This window comes from Alteracholeplasma palmae J233, assembly GCF_000968055.1.
Classification (GTDB): domain Bacteria; phylum Bacillota_I; class Bacilli_A; order Acholeplasmatales; family Acholeplasmataceae; genus Alteracholeplasma; species Alteracholeplasma palmae.
In genome coordinates this window covers 1,155,727-1,175,078 of record NC_022538.1, presented here as the reverse complement: position 1 = coordinate 1,175,078, position 19,352 = coordinate 1,155,727, and the positions used below count along the sequence as shown (strand labels likewise).

Below are 19,352 nucleotides of genomic sequence, written 5' to 3'. Positions count from 1 at the left end.
GGTGCTTTTTATTTAATTAAAAAAGAAATTGGTGGTAAATATGATAGAACAAGTTAAAAATAAAATAAAGGAAGCAATCAAAAATAATTATTCAATTGAAGAAGTTATTTTACAAGATGCAAAAAAAGATACTGCAGACCTAGCTATACCACTTTTTGGTTATGCTAAAGAGCTCAATCTAAAAATGCCAGAAATATTTGAACAATTAAAAACAATTATTGAAAAACTTCCAGAAGTTGCAGAAGTGACATTCTTAAACGGTTTTTTAAATATCAATTTAGAAAGAGAAGTTTTAACAAAAAATCTTTTAATAGAAATATTTAATCTTAAGAATGAATATGGAACTAAAAAATCAAATAACGAAACTGTAGTGATGGACTATTCATCACCTAACATTGCTAAAAATTTCTCTGTTGGACACCTTAGATCTACAATGATTGGTAACTCACTAAAACTTATCTATCAAAAAAATGGATATAAGGTAGTAGGAATTAACTATCTAGGCGACTGGGGAACTCAATTTGGTAAGATGATTGTTGCTTATAAAAAATGGGGAAGTAAAGAAGAAGTACTTAAAAATCCTATTAATGAGTTACAAAGACTTTATGTTTTATTCCATGAAAAAGCAAAAGATGATGAAACATTAGAAGATGAAGCTAGACATGCCTTTTTAATGCTAGAACAAGGCAATGAGGAAATGTTAGAATTATGGAGATGGTTCAAAGATGAATCATTAAAAGAATTCACTGTAATGTATGATTTATTAGGAGTTAGCTTTGATTCATATGCTGGAGAATCATTTTACAATGATAAAATGGATGCAGTAGTTAAAGAACTTGAAGATAAAAACCTTGTTAAATTATCAGATGGTGCATTAATTGTTGATTTAGATGAAACAATGCCACCTGCTTTAATTAAAAGAAGTGATGGTGGAACCCTTTATATGACTCGTGATATAGCTGCGCTGTTATATAGATATCATACATACCATTTTTCTAAAATAATTTATATTGTAGGAAATGAACAAAAACTACATTTCCAACAGTTAAGTAAAGTTGCTCAAAAAATGGGTTATGACTTTGATATTACACATGTCAATTTTGGATTAGTATTACTTGATGGTAAAAAATTATCTACACGTTCAGGAGCATTTGCTAAGTTATCTGATGTTATGACTCAAGCAATCAGTGATGCTAAAAATGCTATTACAGAAAAAAACCCTTCATTGGAGAATAAAGATGAAGTTGCACATGCTGTTGGTGTGGGAGCAGTTATCTTTAATGACCTAAAGAATGAAAGACATTTAGACATGGAATTTAACCTAGCTAATATGCTTAAGTTTGAAGGGCAAACTGGACCCTATTTACAATATAGTGGTGTTAGAATTCATTCAATTCTAAAAAATCAAGAAATAAATACTGCTGAAATTGATTCAAGTGTTTATAATCAAGATCACTATTTTGAATTACTTAAGCTAGTTGCGCAATTTCCTCTGACAATTGAAAGAGCAATGCAAAACAATGCCCCAAATGTTATTTCTAGATACCTGCTTTCATTATGCCAAGGATTTAACCAATTCTATGCTAAACAAAGAGTAATTGTACCAGAAGAAGGTATTAAGCAAGCTAATTTATTATTAGTAAATGCTGTTTTAACAATTATAGAAGAAGGATTACGTTTATTAGGTATGAAAGCCTTAAAAGAAATGTAATAATATTTATATATCCTTAAAAAAACTATTGAATTAAGTTTCATACAATGTTATAATTTAAAGGCATTAAGCCTTTTTATTTGCCGACGTGGCGAAATTGGTATACGCACCAGACTCAAAATCTGGCGGGAAACCTTGTCGGTTCGAGTCCGACCGTCGGTACCATTATTTTTAAAAATTACTAAGAGCGTAAGCTCTTTTTTATTTAATCACAGTTCTTTAAAATAATAAGATATAAATATTTGATATAATTAATATAGAAGAAAGAGAGGTAACTATGAAAAAAACAATACTAACAACATTAAACGGTATGACATATGGAATATTCGCAACCATAGTTGCCGGAACAATCCTTAAACAGTTAGGAGAACTTATAGGTTTTGAAGTTCTTGCAACATCAATAAATACGCGATTAAGCCTTTTAACTGGTGTAGGTATAGGAATTAGCATGGCGATGAGTTTAAAGCTTAAAGGACTTAAATTCATTATATTATCAATAGCTGGAGGCATTTCAACTAGTTTTGTTGTTGATTTTTCTAAGCCGGGATTTTATGATATAAATGCTCCTTTATCGAATAACCCGATAACAGTCTATCTAGTTGTGTTATTAACTTATATAGTTATTGAAAAACTCTTTAAAAAAGAAAAAGCATATGATCTTTTTTTAATCCCTTTAGTAGGTATCTTAATAGCAGTTTTAAATACATACATTGTTTCATATCCTATAGAAAGATTAATGACTCTTATTTATTTTGTAATTGAAAAGTCTTTACTAATAGAACCATATACAACTTCAGCATTAATTGCTTTAATCTTTGGCGTTTTAATTACAGTTCCGTTTGTTTCAAGTGCAGGAATTGCTATAGCTGTTTTTTCTAAACCTTATATGGAAGGAAATACGATGGTGCTTATTGCGATGGGGGCTGCTGTTGTGGGAACAACTGCACAAATGATTGGTTTAGCTTACCAGTCTAGAAAAAACAATATAGGATCAATTTTATCTATAGGGCTTGCATCATCAATGTTCCAGTTTAAAAATATAGTAAAAAAGCCAGTTATCTGGCTTCCAACTTTATTTATTTCCTTTATTTTAGGACCTATTAATTATTTAATTTTTTCTAATTCGATATTTAAGAATACACCACAAGGAGCTGGAATGGGCTCATCTGGATTAGTAGGACAACTACAAACATTATCTGTTAATAACTATTCTTTAATGTCTGTCTTATTTGTAGTATCCCAAATTATGTTTCCTCTTATTTTGATTATCATTATAGATTACTTATGTATTAAAAGAAAGATTTATTTAGAAAGTGATTTTAATTTAGAAACAGATTTATAATAAGGGTGAAAATGCTCTTAAGATTGTTTGGATAACGCGATAGAAAATATTGCGTTTTTTCATTTCTTGAGGGGTAATTAAAACTGAATCAGCAATCGTTTCTATAAAATAATCGACCATATCAATGATAGAAGAAGCATCATATAAGAAGATATTGTTTTCAAAGTGAAGATATAAACTTCTATAATCGAGATTAGAAGTTCCAATCATGGCAACTTTTCTATCAACTACAATAATTTTAGAATGAATAAATCCAGGTTTATACTTATAAACTTTAACACCAGCTAGTAATAATTCAGGAACATAAGATTCTGAAACCATATAGACCATTTTCTTATCAGGTATTCCTGGAATAACAATATTGACATCAATACCAGATTTTGCGGCAAGCTTTAATGCAGTTACCATTTCATTATCTAAAATAAGGTAAGGGGTTGAAATATAGATGCTTTCGTTTGCTTCTGAAATTAAACTTAAGTAGATGTCTTTTGCCATATGATTTTTATCTAGCGGTAAATCCCCAAAAGGAACATATAAACCATTAGGTTTTTCTACTTTATAGTCTAGATAGTAGTCTTCGTAACTGATTTTTTCTTTTGTTGAAAAACGCCAATTTTCTAAAAATAAAATTGTCAGAGTCCAAACTGCATCACCTTCAATTTTAATAGCTGCATCATGCCAGTGACCAAATGTCTTAGTGCTGTTAGTATATTCATCACCTATATTAATTCCACCGGTATACCCGATTTTATTATCTATCACAACTATTTTTCTATGATCACGATAATTCATCGCGAAATTCAAATGTACTTTTAAAGTATTAAAAGAAATGACTTTAAAACCTAGAGCACGTAATTTTTTATAGTAGCCTAAAGGCAGTTTAGTAGCACTACCAAAATCATCATACATAATTCTAATTTCAACACCTTGTTTTTGCTTTTCAATTAGAACTTCTAAAATCTCATCCCACATCTTACTTTTTGTAATAATAAAGTATTCCATAAAGATAAACTTCTCAGCTTTTTTTAAGTCTTCTAGAAGAACTTTAAGCTTTGATTCTCCTGAAGGAAGAAAAATAGAGTTAGTATGTTTATATGAAGGCCAAAAATCAGATTCCAAAAAAGTTTCAATTTTCTTATAATTTCCTTTAAGTCCATAGTCAATATTTTGGCTTAATATATACTGTCTTTCTTTTACAACATTATATAGGTGATTACGTGTTTTCATATTTAAATTTTGTGCTCTAAAAAATAAATAAAAGAAACCACCAAAAATAGGAAATGCTAAAATAGGGATGACCCAGGCAAGTTTAAATTCAGGGTTATCGTTTCTGGTTAATATATAAAGCACCATCAATAAACTTAGGACCATTAAAGCTATTTGAATGTTTTGCCAAGAATTAGAAAAAAAGTTAATGAGCCAAACTAGGACAATAAATTGTGCTAAGATAAGCAGTAAAACAAGAGTAAGTCGATTTAAAAGTAGTGAGATTAATTTTTTCATAGGCACATCTCCGATGTTGTAAATATATCTTTAATTATACCAAAAAATGGAAAAAAGTGGTAATATAGACTAGATAGGCAAATTACAATATGCGAGGTATAAAAATGGAAAAAAGAAAATTATCATTACTCCTTGATTTTTACGAGTTAACAATGAGCAACGGATATTTTAAAGATGGAAGACAAAATGATATTGCAGTATTTGATGTCTTTTTCAGATCTGTACCAGATGGCGGTGGATATGCTGTTTTTGCAGGCTTAGAACAAGTCATATCATATATTAAAGATTTATCTTTTACTAAAGAAGAATTAGATTATTTAAAATCAAAAGAAATGTTTGATGATAAGTTTTTACAATATTTAAAAAACTTTAAATTTACAGCGGACCTATATTCAATGGAAGAAGGAACACCTATTTTTCCTAATGAACCCATTATGATTGTGAAGGGACCAATTATTGAATGTCAACTGATAGAAACAGTCATTTTACTAACAATTAACCATCAAAGTTTAATCGCTACAAAAGCAACCCGAATGGTAAAAGAGGCTAAAGGAAGAACAGTAATGGAATTTGGTGCCAGACGTGCTCACGGCTATGATGCTTCAATATATGGGGCACGTGCTGCCTACATTGGTGGTGTAAACGGTACTTCTAATACATATGCTGATTTTAAATATAGAATACCAGCAATGGGAACAATGGCACATAGTTATATTCAAAGTTTTGATGATGAATATGAAGCGTTTAAGTCATATGCGCTTAATTATCCAGATCAAACAGTGTTGCTTATAGATACATATGATACATTAAATTCAGGTATTCTTAATGCAATTAAAGTTCATAATGAAATTTTAAAACCTAAAGGCAAATACTTAAAAGGGGTTAGAATTGATAGTGGTGACTTAGCTTATCTGACAAAAAAAGTAAGAGAAGTATTAGATGAAAATGGACTAACTGAAACTAAAATAACAGTTTCAAATTCACTTGATGAATATTTAATAAGAGATTTAGTAACTGTACAAGAAGCTAAAATTGATAGTTTTGGAGTGGGTGAAAGACTCATCACAGCTCGTAGTGAAGCTGTTTTTGGTGGTGTTTATAAATTAGCAGCTATTAAAAAAGATTTAGGATTCGTTCCTAAAATTAAAATTAGTAATAATGCAGCTAAAACAACCACACCAGGATTTAAACAAGTTTATCGTTTTTATGATGAAGATTCAAAAGCGATTGCTGATGTTTTAACACTTTACGATGAAGTGATAAATGAAAATGAACCATATTTGCTTTTTGATCCAACTTATCCTTGGAAACAAAAATTAGTATCTAATTATACAGTTAAAAAAATGCTTATTCCTATTTTTGAAGAAGGAAAATTAGTTTATAAAACTCCATGCCTAGATGATATTAGAGTGTATGCTAAAAAAGAATTGACTACATTATGGAAAGAAGTCTTAAGATTAGAAAGACCTCATCAATACTATGTCGATTTATCACAAAAGTTATGGACATTAAAAGAAACACTTACTGCAAATTATAGAAAGAAGTAAATTTTAAATGGTGAAACTAAAAAGTGGAGCGACAGAAAAAATATTAACATCACCTAAAATGTGGGTGAATATGCTTATTATGGCGTTTCCTATTTTCCTTAACAATTTTATTAAGTCGCTAAATGGATCAGTAGATACTTTCTTTGTTTCTAGAATGGGACTTGAGGCAGCACAAGCGAGATCTGCAATGGCAGCTATGAATCTGCATGATCAAGTATATAATGTGTTCTTAGCTTTTGGTGTCGGATTAGCGGTTGCTACAATGGCTATTGTTAGCCAGTACTTAGGGGCTAATAGAAAAGACTTGGCAAGAAATTACGCAGCTAAATTTATCACACTTGCAGTAATTATAGGTATTTTCTTTACACTCCTTATTGTATCAACATCCTCTTTTTTAACAACATGGCTTGGTGCTAAAGGAGATACACATACTTATGCAGTCCAGTATTTTAATATTAGAAGTATAGAATATGTTTCTATTTTAATATTTTTAGTCTATCAAGCTATTAGACAAGCACAAGGTAAAACTATTTTACCTGCAACAATTAATATATTAGGGATACTCATTAATATTCTATTAACATGGTTATTAGCAGGAGTATTTAGATTTGGAGTAGCTGGGAATGCTATTGCAACAGTAATTGGTAATATGATATTTGTTCCAGTAATGATTTATGATTTAGTTAAAAGTAAAAAAAATATTACAATTGAAGCTAAACAATTGGCATTATCAAAAGACAATTTAAAAGCTATTTTACCATTTGCTGCACCAGCTGCATTAGGACAAGCAATTAGTTCATTAGGCTTTGTTTTCATTCAAGCATTTATATTACATTATTATGGAGATATTATCAGTTCAAGCTTTGCTGTAGGAAATAGACTTTCTAATTTATTATTAACGCCAGTTGCTGGATTAAGTTCGGTTGCTGCTGTATATATAGGAACTAACATTGGACATAAGCAACCTGAACGAGCACTAAAATCTTATAAAACATCAAGGATGATCGCTTTTGTTTTTAGTGTTTGTGCTATTTCAATAGTTATCCCCTTAAGAAGATATTTTATCTATGCTCTTGTTTCTAATAGTGATCAGCAAATGGTAGACATAGCTATGGAATATTCATTATGGCTATTATTGACACAACCAGCAATGGCACTATTTCAAAATTACATGTCAATTTTTAATGGTAGTGGGCAAAGCAAGAATTCACTTAAAATGGCAAGTGCAAGATTATGGGGTCTTAGAATACCGATGGTATTAATCGCTCATTTTGGATTAAGAAGAGTATTTCCTAATTTAGAATATCAATTGATATTTTATGCTATGATATTAAGTAATATGTTAGTTTTAATATATGCAGAATATTTACGTAGAAAAATAAAATTAGATATTGCAGTAAATTTACAAGAAAGTGTGACATCATGATAAATATTGTTTTATATGAACCAGAAATTCCACAAAATACAGGTAATATTATGAGAACATGTGTCGGAACTAATGTTAAACTTCATTTAATAGAACCATTAGGGTTTAAAATAGATGACACTAAGTTAAGAAGAAGCGCAGTAGATTACTATGACTATATTAATTATGAAACATATAAAAACTGGGATGAGTTTATAAAAAAGAATAAAGGTGACTTTTACTTTTTAACAAGATATGGAAAAAAATCTTATCATCATGTAAAATTTAATGAAGCCAATAAAGATATTTACTTAGTATTCGGAAAAGAATCAACAGGTATTGATAAGAAAATACTAGCGAATCATTTAGAAAACTGTTTAAGAATTCCTACAACAGATAAAGTGAGATCACTTAACCTTTCTAATACAGTAGCAATTGTATTATTTGAAGTTTTAAGACAATTTGATTTTAATGGTTTAATTGACCATGAGCCTGATACATTAAAAGGAACAGATTTTCTAGATCAATTTAAAGGAGAATAACAAGATGACAAAATGGCCAAAAAAAGAAACAAAAGCACAAACAATAGGAGAAGAAATAGCAAATGCAGTTTCACATTGCGTTATGGCAGTATTTGCCCTAGTAGCAACTATCCTACTACTAGTTAAACAATCAGATGGCTGGGAATTAACAGCTAGTTTAGTATTTGGATTTGGAATGATTATGTTATATTTGATGAGTACACTTTATCATGCATTATCATTTACTAAATCAAAGGGAGTTTTTAAAAGATTTGATCATATTAGTATCTATTTTTTAATAGGGGGAACATTTGCTCCAGCATTACTTTTACTTCCAGCATTAAAAACAGATCACTTTTTAGGAATAGATTTTATGCCATCAACTGGAGTAATGCTATTTATCATACAATGGGTACTTATCTTAATAGGAACAGTAGTAAAAGCAATTTGGATTTATAAAGGAAATGCTGTCCATACTGTTATTTATTTAGCGTTAGGTTGGAGTTCACTAATTTTTGTAGGCAAACTATATGCTTTTTCAATTCCAGCTTTTTGGCTAATTCTAGGCGGTGGAATTGCATATAGTATTGGTGTATATTTTTATGCACAACCAAAGAAAAAATATTTCCATTTTATATGGCATATATTTGTTGGATTAGGAACAATCTTACAATTTTTTGCAATTTATTTATATCTATTGTAATAGAATTGAAAAATTAGACTAATTTACTTGAAAAAAGTCATACAATGGGTTATCATAGACAAGGTGAAGGAGCGATATAACTATGAAAATTATGGCAGTAAATGCGGGAAGTTCATCATTGAAGTTCCAATTATTAGAAATGCCTGAAGAAAAAGTAATTACTTCAGGAATAGTAGAAAGAATCGGAAACGATAATGCAACATTCTCAATTAAATTTAATGGAGAAAAAATTGAACAAGAATTACCAGTTTTAAACCACAAAGTAGCAGTAGAATTATTGTTTGATGCACTCATTAAACATAATATTATTTCTAAATTAGAAGAAATTGAAGGAGTTGGACACCGTGTTGTACAAGGTGGAGAACTATTTAAAGATTCATCAGAATTAACAGAAGAAAATATCTTAAAAATTGAAAGTCTAAATGATTTAGCACCATTACATAATCCAGCTCACGTTGTTGGAATTAGAGCATTTAAAGAAGCGTTACCTAATGTTTTCCAAATTGCAGTATTTGATACAACATTCCATCAAACAATGCCTGAAGAAAACTTCTTATATGCAACACCATATGAATGGTATACTGATTATGCAGTAAGAAAATATGGTGCACATGGAACATCTCACAAATTTGTTTCAGATAGAGCAGCTGAATTATTAAATAAAAAAGATGCTAAAATTATCGTATGTCATTTAGGTAATGGAGCATCACTTTCAGCAGTTAAAAATGGAAAATCTATCGATACTTCAATGGGATTAACACCACTTGAAGGTATTCCAATGGGAACAAGAAGTGGAAATATTGATCCAGCTGTTTTTGGTTTAATTAGCGAAAAAACTGGAAAAGGTATTTCTGAAATCTTAAATGATTTAAATAAAAAATCAGGTTACCTAGGCGTTTCAGGAGTTTCACATGACTCTAGAGATATCGCAAATGAAATTGAAAAAGGAAATCATAGAGCTAAATTAGCATTAGATATCCAAACTAAACGTATTGCTGATTATATTGGTAGCTACTATGTATTACTTGGTGGATTAGATGCAATCGTCTTTACTGCAGGTATTGGTGAAAATGCTGCAAATGTTCGTCATGATATTATTGAAAGAGTAAAAGTTTTAGGAACTGAATTAGATCCTGAATTGAATCAATTAAGAGGAGAAAATGAAATCTCTAAAAAAGGTTCAAAAGTAAAAGTATTTGTTATTCCTACAAACGAAGAAGTAGCAATTGCTAGAGACGTTCTAAGATTACAAAAATAAATTAATAAATAAATGGGGAATACTTAGTATTCCTTTTTATTTTTGGTATAATATGTATGGTGATAATATGCAATCAGTGAAGATAAATGACAAAATAAACTTAAAAATTAAACGTATGGGAATTAATGGTGAAGGAATAGCTTATCATGAAAAATTAGCTATATTCATAGAAAATGCCTTACCAGGTGAAGAAGTAGAGGCAATTATTACTCAAGTTTATGATAATAGAGCACAAGCCAAAGTATATAAAATAATTAAAGAAAGTGATCAAAGAATTGATCCTTTTTGTGTTGTTTATGAAGATTGTGGTGGTTGTCAAACACAACACTTTGACTACTCAGCAATGCTTGATCAAAAGAAAGATATTGTTACTAAATCACTAGATAGATATATTAAGAAATATGATAAGAGTGTTATTCAAAGTACAATAGGTATGGAAAATCCACTACATTATAGAAATAAAGCAGCTCTTCCAGTTAGAAAACTATATGGTAAAAATAGATTTGGAATGTATGCTAGAAATTCAAGCACTTTTATTCCAATTGATGATTGTTTAATTCAAAATGAAAATGTTAATATTATTTTAAAGACAATAATTAAATTAATGGATAGATATGATGTGAATGGATATGATCCTAAAACAAAAGAAGGATTTATCACCTCACTAATTGTTAGAGTTTCAGAAAAATTAGATGAGGCTCAAGTAACTTTTGTGATTAATAATAAAATTGATATACCTAATAAATTAATTGATGAATTAATAGATATCCACCCTGAGATTATCAGTATTTATGAAGCTTATAACAGTGATTATCAGAAACAAGGGTTTAACCCAGATTCTAAAACACTTATATATGGTAAAGAAACTATTACAGAAAATTTGAATGGACATGATTTTGAAGTTAAAACTGATGAGTTCTTTCAGTTAAATACTATTCAAGCCGAAAAGTTTTACCAACAGATGAAAAGTATGGCAAACTTAAATAAAGAGATGATAGTTTTAGATGCTTATAGTGGTGTGAGTCCTATTAGTAAATATGTCTATGAAAATGTAAGAAAGATTTATATTATAAAAGACGAGCATGATTCAATAGATGTAAATATGACAAATGCTTATTACATTAATAAGCTATCTGAGATTGCTGATAATATTGATGTGGTATTTTTTGATGCATCTAGAACAGGATTAACAGAAGCTAGTTTTTTAGCACTTAGTCAATTGAAACCTAAAAAAATTATTTATGGATCATGTAATCCATCTACTCTTGCAAAAGATTTAGAAAAAATTTTACAAACGTACGAACTAAAAGAAATTAAGCCACTTGATATGTTTCCTTATACAAGTCTTGTAGAATCTATTACTCTTCTAGAATTAAAAGAGACCAATAAAGATATCAAAAACTAAATTATTCAAGTATAACAGCCCATATATTCAAATAGGGGCTGTTTTTTATTGATAGGGAGAAACATAATTTTATACATTTTCTAATTATGTCAAACTCAGTCTTGTTAGTATCCACTATCTAGATGCCTAGTAATTATAATAATAGGTGATTAACAAAAATACGCTATTTTATTGATTGCAAGTGAAGCCTAATAGTTAAAACTATAGTTACAAAATCATTTGCCAATTAATTTTTGTTATGATAAAATGAAGACAAAAGAAAAAAGATTAATCTTTTTCATCACAGTTAACAAAGTGTTTCCTTATTGAAAAGTTTAGATAAAAAATATACAGGGGAGTTTATAATGGAAACTAAAAAAGATAATAAGAATCGTATAAAAGGACTAGTAGTTTTAGGAATATTTTTCTTGTTCTAATTAGTAGTTTGCTTGTCAAAAATATTTTTGCTATAGGTGAATCAGACGAAAATTTTATCAAGCAGCATTTGATATCTTTGGATGAAGGAGCATCTCATATAGATTTTATTGAAGCAGTGCTATATTTTGATGATAACAATGCTTTTTTAGAGATTAACTATGATTATAGTTACCAAGAGATAGAAAGAACTCCAAGATATTTAGTAGATAGACGTACTGGTCAATTTGTAAGGGGTGGATTTGAAGATAACTATCCAGAATTTATGAATAAATTTAATATTACAAAAGCCAGTTATAAAAGTAAAAAAGTATATAAAACTACAGATATTGATAGATTGCTTGGTAAATGATTTATAAAATTATCAGAAGATTAAGGGAGATAAAATATTATGGGTAGACCATATAACCAAAAAGATTTATATAGACAAAACATAATTGCAATATATATTGTAACTCCTATAGTCATAGGAATGTTTATTACAGGTGCAATTATGTTTAGAAAATCAATGTTCGGTATAGTTTCTTGTATTATAGGTGCAGTATTATTTTTTCTTATCTATACAGGCTTACTTCTAATCTATAAATTTAAGTTGAAAAAGGCGAATCAAACATAAAATAGTGATAGACATAAACTATTTTATAACATATTTTTTATAACAAAAAATGGAGCTTATTTTTAAAAAAGTCTCTTTTTTTTGTTATAAATAGATATCTTTTTACTGGATTCTAAAAAGTATAAATGGCTTTGCAATGATAAAAATGTGCATAAAATATGCTTAGTAAAATCCAATAGTTTTTTGTTACTGCTTTTTAGTTGCAATCTGCAACAAATGGTGATAATATGCAAGTAGGGTGATGAAAATGTCCTTTTATTTAAGCGAAGAAGAATTAGAAAAACTATTATATAAGTTCCACCAAACCATTTATTGCTTTGAAAAATTTGAAACTGACAAGTATGGATACACTTGGCAAGAACTCTATTTAATCAAGCTAGTTGTTGACTATCCACAATACAAGATGAGAGAATTAGCAGAAAAATTACACGTACCAATTTTTCAATTAACTAGACTTGTTTCAAAACTTGAATCAAAAAAAATATTGGTTAAAACGCATAAACAAAATGATAATAAATCAATTTATTTAAAAACAACTCAAGCAGGTATAGACCTACTTATTTCAACACGAACAAGGCATTATAAATTATTAAAAGAAACGCTTAAAGACATTGACGATCATTCACTTAAAACCATTTCAAGATTTATTAATTCATTAGATGTTGTATTAATGCTAGACGAATTAGAAAAAGGAGTTAATCATGAAGAAAGTTAATATTATTGGTGCAGGTACAGCTGGGCTTGCTGCAGGTATTAGACTCGCCAGTGCAGGCTACGATGTAACTATTTTTGAAAAGAATGAAAAAATTGGTGGGAGAATGTATCAATTTGACCTAGAAGGGTATAAATTTGATGTAGGACCTACAATTGTTATGATGAAAGATATTTATGAAGATGTGTTTAGATCATCTGGTGTAGATCCAAAAGACTATATAAGTTTTGAAAGGTTAGACCCAATGTTCCGACTTGTTTTCCCAGATAAAAGTGTTTTAAATGGAACAAGTGATTTAGTCGCAATGACAGAAGAACATGAAAGATTTAGTGAGAAAGATACACAAGGATATTTAGCTTATCTAGCAGATGTTTATAAAAGATATGTAATTGCTAAAAATCACTTTATTGAAAAATCATTTCGTAAGAAAACAGACTTTTATAATCCAGCAACACTTTATCAAGCATTAAAACTTAGAACTTTTTCTAATGCATATGATTCAATTGGATCATTTGTTAAAAACGAAAAATTAAGACAAGCACTCGCTTTCCAAACTTTATATATTGGAGTTTCACCTTTTAGTGGACCATCTATTTATACAATTATTCCAATGATTGAACTTTTATATGGCGTTTTTTACATTAAAGGCGGCATGTATGCGATGGCTAAAGCCATGGAAAGAAGATTTTTAGAGCTTGGTGGAAAAATCAAGTTAAATCAATCAGTAGAAGAAATTTTAATTGATAATAAAAAACAAGCTTATGGTATTCGTGTGAATGGAGAAAATCATTTATCAGATATTGTTTTATCTAATGCTGATTTCCCATATGCAATGAATAATCTTGTTAAAGAAAAAAGAAATAAAGGAAAATATACACCTAAAAAGATTGATAAGATGAGCTATTCATCATCATCTTTAATGATATATCTTGGTATGGATAAAAAATATGATGTTTCTGTACATAACATTTATTTTACAGATGATTTTAAGAAAAACATTACACAGTTATTTACAGACACAAAACCTACATACCCATCTTTCTATGTATATAGCCCAAGTCAAATTGATCAAGATATGGCTCCTGAAGGAAAAGATATTTTATATATTCTTGTTCCAGTTCCTAACTTACATCATACCGAACAATCTTGGGATAATAAAGCAACACAAGTTTATGTAGATAAAATACTTGATTTAATGACTACTTATGATGAATTTAAAGATGTTAAAGAACATATCAAAGTTAAGAAAGTATTTACTCCACTTGATTTTAAAGATACATTCAACTTAGCACAAGGAGCAACTTTCGGTTTAAGACCAACTTTATTACAAAGTAATTACTTTAGACCACAAACAAAATCTAGATATGTTAAAGGTTTATATTTTGCTGGTAGCAGTAACCATCCAGGAGCAGGTGTACCAATTGTATTAACATCTGCAAAATTAGCAGTTTCAGATATATTAAAGGATGATTCACATGATACAAATAAAAAATGATTATCTTAAGTGTCAAGAAGTAATTAAAAAGCATTCTAAGACATTTTATAAAGCATTTAGTCAATTACAAGATGAAAATAAACGTAATGCCGTTTATGGGGTATATGCGTTTTGTCGATATGCAGATGACCTAGCTGACAAAATGCAGTCAAAAACTCAGTTAGATCAATTAAAATCTGAGTTAGATGCTTTTGTCAAGGATGGAAAGATGACTAACTATATTTTTAGAGCACTTAAAGATGTTTCTGAAAAGTACTATCCTAAGACATTTGACTATGCGCCTTTTTATGATATGATTTTAGGTCAATATATGGATCTAGAAGAAACCAAATATGAAACTATGGAAGATCTTTTTGTTTACTGTCAAAAAGTAGCTTCTAGTGTTGGAGAAATGCTTGTTTATATTTTAGAGCCAAAGGGTGATATGAAAAAGCTTAAACAAGTCGCATATGATTTAGGGATTGCGATGCAATTAACTAATATCTTACGTGACATTGGAGAAGACTTTTTGAATAATAGAGTTTATTTACCAGAAACACTTATGAAAAAGCATGGTTTAACCCATGAAATGCTTGCAAATAAAACAATTAATGAGCAGTTTAAAAATACGTTTGATGAACTTGCATCAATCGCTTATGCATATTATGATAAGGCATATCAAAATTTTGATGCTTTCAATGATGAAAGTAGACTGATACTAACTTATGCCCTTGTGATATATAGGGAAATTATTGCAGTTTGTAAAAAAGAAAAATATGATGTTTTTAGTCAAAAATGTTATGTTTCTAATCCAAGAAAAATAGCGCTGATTAAGGAGGTAAATGCACATGAATAATATATGGGGACTTATTTTATCATTTGTACTTGTTTTTTGTGTGATTGGTTTAGCTGAGATACTTAAAAAGAAGAAAGTATTAGGTGATGAGGCATCAAGGAAACTGATTCATATTGGTGTTTCTAACTGGTGGTTCTTGATGTTTTATTTTTTTGACCAAATCTATTATGCGATTGCCGCACCAATTATTTTTATCATACTTAATTATGTTTCATATAAGACTAACTTGATTAAATCAATGGAAAGAAGTGGTAAAGGAAATTTAGGAACAGTTTATTTTCCAATCTCATTACTTCTATTAGTTATTGCCTCAATGACATTTACAACTCCATTAGTAGGTGGTATTGGTATTTTAGTCTTAGGATATGGTGATGGTCTTGCCGCACTTTTGGGTAAAAAATTTGGTAAAAAACAAATTATTAATCACAAGACATGGGTTGGAAGTATTACAATGTTTTTAGTTTCATTTTTAGTATCCACTCTTTTAATGGTAGGTTACTCAAGTATTTCAATTCAATATATTTTACTTTATGCAGGTCTAGTAGGAATATTGGCGACTTTAATAGAATTACTCACACCAAAAGGACTTGATAATTTAACTTTACCGTTATTAATCAGTCTATTGATGTATGTATTGATAGGTGTATAATATGAACTTTTTAATTGGATTTTTATTAAGTGTACTTGTAGCGGGTTTAGCTTACTACAAGCACGCCCTTAATGTAAGTGGATTTTTATCAGCCTCAGTGGTAGGTACATTGATTTATGGTTTTGGTACATATGTTATTTTTGCTTTGTTAATGCTATTTTTTATTACATCCAGCATCTTTACTAAGAATAAAGTGAAGAGTAGAGGTAGAAATGGCATTCAAGTCATTGTTAACTCTGGCATGGCCCTTATTTTTAGCCTTGCTTACTACATTTCTAATCACGAGTTTTTCTTATTAATTAGTGCAACTTCAATAGCTGTATCAACTGCCGATACATGGGCATCAGAACTTGGAAAGTACAGCAAGGGATCTACCGTTTCAATTATTAATTTTAAAAAAATTGATAAAGGACAATCTGGCGGTATTAGTGTTTTAGGCACTGTTGCTAGTCTTTTAGGTGGACTTTTAATTGCAGTTTCTTTCTTACTAATGACTTGGAATAGTTTTTCTATTATTCCTTGGTATCTAACAATTCTATTTATTATGTTAGGTGGTTTTGTCGGTAGTGTTGTTGATAGTATTTTAGGTATACTGATTCAAGAAAAATATATGAACTTAAAAACTAATCAAATAACAGAAGTATTTGATAATAAAAGTCAATATCGATTGATTTCAGGAATCAAATATATTAATAACGACATGGTAAATCTACTAACTTCAGTAATTGTAACATGTGCTTCTACGTTATTTTTACTATAAAATTTACCCTCAAAAATTAATTTCATATAAAATAGTTAATATAAATATACAACTTTAATAATATGTGATATAATAATAACGAATAAGAGTTTAAACGTATAATAATTCCTTTTATTATTAGTTTCGTGCTTATTTAGAAGGAGGTATTATTCATGAATTCAGGAAAAGTGAAATTTTTTAACGCTGAAAAAGGCTTTGGCTTTATTACAGTAGACGGTTCTAATCAAGAGATTTTTGTTCATTTCTCAGAAATTAAAATTGACGGTTATAAAACACTTAATGAAGGACAAGCAGTATCATTTGATATTGTTGAAGGACAACGTGGCGCTCAAGCAAGCAACGTACGCCCTCTTTAATTCTCATTAAGAATAACAAATAAAATAACTAATGAAAGTCATTCTATCTGATAGAGTGACTTTTTGTATTTGTAAGTGTTTTCGGTATGAAACATAGACCAAAATGAATGAATTTTAAGAAAGAAAAGTCTTTTTTGGTGTATAATGAATATAATTATTTAAAAAAGGGAGAACGCTGAATGAAAAAAGTAAGATTAGAAGATGATTTCTACCAATTTCAAAATGGAGAATGGTTAGAAAAAACTGAAATACCAAGCGACAAACCATTAAATGGTTCATTTGTACAAATTTTAATGGACAATGAGAAAAAACTTATGGCAGATTTAAAAGAGTTTTCTATTAAAGGTGTAGATCATAAAATTTATAATAATGAATTATTTGATAACTTTATTAAATTATATAAAAAGGCTACTGATAAAGAGCAACGTGATAAAGATGGAAATACAGTTATTAAAAATCTTGTTAATAAAGTTTTATCAGTTAAGAATTATGAAGAATTACAAACTATACTAGTTGAACTTATAGGACTAGGATTACCAGCTCTTATTTCCTTTGGTGTCCAAAGTGATATGAAAAATGCTTCAATCAATGCATTATATTTTGGTTCTCCAAGTCTTATTTTACCTGAAAAAGGATACTATGATAAAGAAAATCCAGCTTATGCAGCAGGACAAAACTTATTAGCTAAATACAGAGAAACAGTAACAGAATTACTAAATATTGTTGGCCTTAAAGATACTTCAACAATTCTATCTCAAACACTAGAATTTGATGAATTGATTGTTCCACTTTCAAAAACATCAGAAGAAGCATCAGATTATGTTAATTCATATAATCCATATACCTTAGAAAAGTTAAATAGTAAGACAAATTTTATCAGCTTATCAAGTATTGTCAAAACTTTTGTTAGTGATAAAGTAGAACAAGTGATTGTCACAAATCCTAAATTTGTAGAAGGGTTAGATGCATTATTAAATAATCATTTAGAACTAATTAAATCATGGTTAGCAGTAAAATTAGTCTATAGTTTAGCAGTTTCAGGATTTGGAACTGATAGCCTAAGATTAAAGGCAAGTGAATATGGGCTCTTATTAACAGGCCAAGCAGAAGCTCAAAGTTTTGAAAAATTTACATATAATCAACTATCAAACGAATTTGGTGATGTAGTTGGTACTTATTTTGGTAAAAGATATTTTGGTGAAAAAGCTAAAAAAGAAGTAGAATCAATGGTTCAAGAATTTATTCAAGTCTATAAAGAAAGACTTGCTAAAATTACATGGTTATCAAAAGAAACTATTGAAAAAGCATTAATTAAACTATCTAAAATTACAGCTATGATTGGTTATCCTGATCGAATCAATCCTGTATTTAATCATTTTAACTTTGATGAAACTAAGAGTTTTGTTGACAATATGCTTGCTTTTTCTAAAGTTCAAGTGAGCCATGAGTTCAGTTTATATGGTAAAAAAGTAGATAAAGATTTATGGCATATGGGTGCTCATGTTGTGAATGCTTACTACCAACCAATGAACAATCAAATTGTCTTTCCAGCAGGAATTCTACAACCACCATTTTACTCATATAATCAAACAAAGGGTGCTAACTACGGAGGCATTGGAGCTGTAATTGCCCATGAAATTACGCATGCCTTTGATACAAATGGTGCTAGAATTGATGAGTTTGGGAATATTAATAATTGGTGGAAAGAAGAAGACTTCAAAGCATTTAATGAACGCTCTTTAGCAATGATTGAATTATTTGATGGATTAGAAGTTCCAGGATCAGATGCTAAATGTAATGGTAAACTAACAGTTACTGAAAATATAGCGGATGCTGCTGGATTATCTTGTGCATACGAAGCGGGTCTTAAACATAAAGATTTTGTGCCAGCAGACTTTTTTGCAGGATGGGCACATATTTGGAGATTTAAAGCAAATAAATCTTATTTAGAATTACTAGCTAATGTCGATGTGCATTCACCAGCATACTTAAGAGGGCTAGTTCAACTTAAGAATTTTAAACCATTTGCTGATTATTATAAACTAAAAGAAACAGACGGCATGTATATTGCTCCTGATAAACAAGTTGCTGTTTGGTAAATAAACAATGGAGCTGTAAAG

Annotated in this window: 18 protein-coding genes and 1 tRNA gene; 18 read left to right on the top strand and 1 reads right to left on the bottom strand. The window is 29.3% G+C overall.

Translation table 11 applies throughout. The features are described 5' to 3' along the window. The first annotated feature begins 40 nt into the window (after positions 1 to 40). The 3 genes from argS (at position 41) to BN854_RS05390 (ending at position 3,053) form a co-directional block, all read left to right on the top strand. Complete coding sequence (gene argS / locus BN854_RS05400) at positions 41 to 1,711, top strand: arginine--tRNA ligase (RefSeq protein ID WP_030003531.1); 1,671 nt, start codon at positions 41 to 43, stop codon at positions 1,709 to 1,711. An 82-nt stretch (positions 1,712 to 1,793) separates the two neighbouring features. Next, positions 1,794 to 1,876 (top strand) — tRNA-Leu (locus tag BN854_RS05395). 112 nt (positions 1,877 to 1,988) lie between these two features. Next, complete coding sequence (locus tag BN854_RS05390) at positions 1,989 to 3,053, top strand: PTS sugar transporter subunit IIC (protein WP_030003530.1); 1,065 nt, start codon at positions 1,989 to 1,991, stop codon at positions 3,051 to 3,053. Here the strand turns inward: BN854_RS05390 and cls are convergent. After that, positions 3,048 to 4,556: a cardiolipin synthase gene (gene cls / locus BN854_RS05385; protein WP_030003529.1), complete on the bottom strand. Its 1,509-nt coding sequence runs from the start codon at positions 4,554 to 4,556 to the stop codon at positions 3,048 to 3,050. The genes BN854_RS05390 and cls overlap by 6 nt on opposite strands. A 104-nt stretch (positions 4,557 to 4,660) precedes the next feature. Between cls and BN854_RS05380 the strand changes: the two genes are divergently transcribed. The 15 genes from BN854_RS05380 (at position 4,661) to BN854_RS05310 (ending at position 19,331) form a co-directional block, all read left to right on the top strand. Next, positions 4,661 to 6,103: a nicotinate phosphoribosyltransferase gene (locus tag BN854_RS05380; RefSeq protein WP_030003528.1), complete on the top strand. Its 1,443-nt coding sequence runs from the start codon at positions 4,661 to 4,663 to the stop codon at positions 6,101 to 6,103. Positions 6,104 to 6,110: 7 nt separating this feature from the next. Further along, positions 6,111 to 7,529 carry an MATE family efflux transporter gene (locus BN854_RS05375; RefSeq protein WP_030003527.1) on the top strand — a complete coding sequence of 473 codons (1,419 nt, stop codon included), beginning with the start codon at positions 6,111 to 6,113 and terminating at the stop codon, positions 7,527 to 7,529. After that, positions 7,526 to 8,050 (top strand): tRNA (cytidine(34)-2'-O)-methyltransferase, encoded by a 525-nt coding sequence (locus BN854_RS05370; RefSeq protein WP_030003526.1) that lies wholly within the window; start codon positions 7,526 to 7,528, stop codon positions 8,048 to 8,050. Before BN854_RS05375 ends, BN854_RS05370 begins: the two co-directional genes overlap by 4 nt. 4 nt (positions 8,051 to 8,054) lie before the next feature. Beyond that, a complete protein-coding gene (gene trhA / locus BN854_RS05365) occupies positions 8,055 to 8,732 on the top strand; it encodes a PAQR family membrane homeostasis protein TrhA (RefSeq protein WP_030003525.1) in 678 nt (225 codons plus the stop codon). 82 nt (positions 8,733 to 8,814) lie between these two features. Next, positions 8,815 to 9,990, top strand: coding sequence for an acetate kinase (locus tag BN854_RS05360; RefSeq protein ID WP_030003524.1), 1,176 nt, complete (start codon positions 8,815 to 8,817; stop codon positions 9,988 to 9,990). Between the two features lie 67 nt (positions 9,991 to 10,057). After that, entirely contained in the window at positions 10,058 to 11,395 is a 1,338-nt protein-coding gene (gene rlmD, locus BN854_RS05355; RefSeq protein ID WP_030003523.1) for a 23S rRNA (uracil(1939)-C(5))-methyltransferase RlmD, read from the top strand. 493 nt (positions 11,396 to 11,888) lie between these two features. Beyond that, positions 11,889 to 12,161 carry a hypothetical protein gene (locus BN854_RS05350; protein WP_157868348.1) on the top strand — a complete coding sequence of 91 codons (273 nt, stop codon included), beginning with the start codon at positions 11,889 to 11,891 and terminating at the stop codon, positions 12,159 to 12,161. Positions 12,162 to 12,200: 39 nt separating this feature from the next. Then, the gene (locus BN854_RS05345) at positions 12,201 to 12,425 is read left to right on the top strand and encodes a hypothetical protein (protein WP_026661122.1); all 225 of its coding nucleotides are present in this window, start codon (positions 12,201 to 12,203) and stop codon (positions 12,423 to 12,425) included. Between the two features lie 247 nt (positions 12,426 to 12,672). Further along, the gene (locus BN854_RS05340; protein WP_026661117.1) at positions 12,673 to 13,140 is read left to right on the top strand and encodes a MarR family winged helix-turn-helix transcriptional regulator; all 468 of its coding nucleotides are present in this window, start codon (positions 12,673 to 12,675) and stop codon (positions 13,138 to 13,140) included. Continuing rightward, the gene (locus tag BN854_RS05335; RefSeq protein ID WP_026661113.1) at positions 13,127 to 14,632 is read left to right on the top strand and encodes a phytoene desaturase family protein; all 1,506 of its coding nucleotides are present in this window, start codon (positions 13,127 to 13,129) and stop codon (positions 14,630 to 14,632) included. Before BN854_RS05340 ends, BN854_RS05335 begins: the two co-directional genes overlap by 14 nt. Next, the gene (locus BN854_RS05330; protein ID WP_026661103.1) at positions 14,613 to 15,467 is read left to right on the top strand and encodes a phytoene/squalene synthase family protein; all 855 of its coding nucleotides are present in this window, start codon (positions 14,613 to 14,615) and stop codon (positions 15,465 to 15,467) included. The genes BN854_RS05335 and BN854_RS05330 overlap by 20 nt, the downstream gene beginning before the upstream one ends. Then, entirely contained in the window at positions 15,460 to 16,116 is a 657-nt protein-coding gene (locus tag BN854_RS05325) for a diacylglycerol/polyprenol kinase family protein (RefSeq protein WP_026661093.1), read from the top strand. The genes BN854_RS05330 and BN854_RS05325 overlap by 8 nt, the downstream gene beginning before the upstream one ends. Position 16,117: 1 nt before the next feature. After that, complete coding sequence (locus BN854_RS05320) at positions 16,118 to 16,876, top strand: DUF92 domain-containing protein (RefSeq protein WP_026661080.1); 759 nt, start codon at positions 16,118 to 16,120, stop codon at positions 16,874 to 16,876. Positions 16,877 to 17,028: 152 nt separating this feature from the next. Continuing rightward, positions 17,029 to 17,232, top strand: a complete 204-nt coding sequence (locus BN854_RS05315) for a cold-shock protein (RefSeq protein ID WP_026661069.1) — start codon at positions 17,029 to 17,031, stop codon at positions 17,230 to 17,232. 179 nt (positions 17,233 to 17,411) lie between these two features. After that, positions 17,412 to 19,331, top strand: coding sequence for a M13-type metalloendopeptidase (locus BN854_RS05310; RefSeq protein ID WP_026661062.1), 1,920 nt, complete (start codon positions 17,412 to 17,414; stop codon positions 19,329 to 19,331). Positions 19,332 to 19,352: the final 21 nt, after the last annotated feature.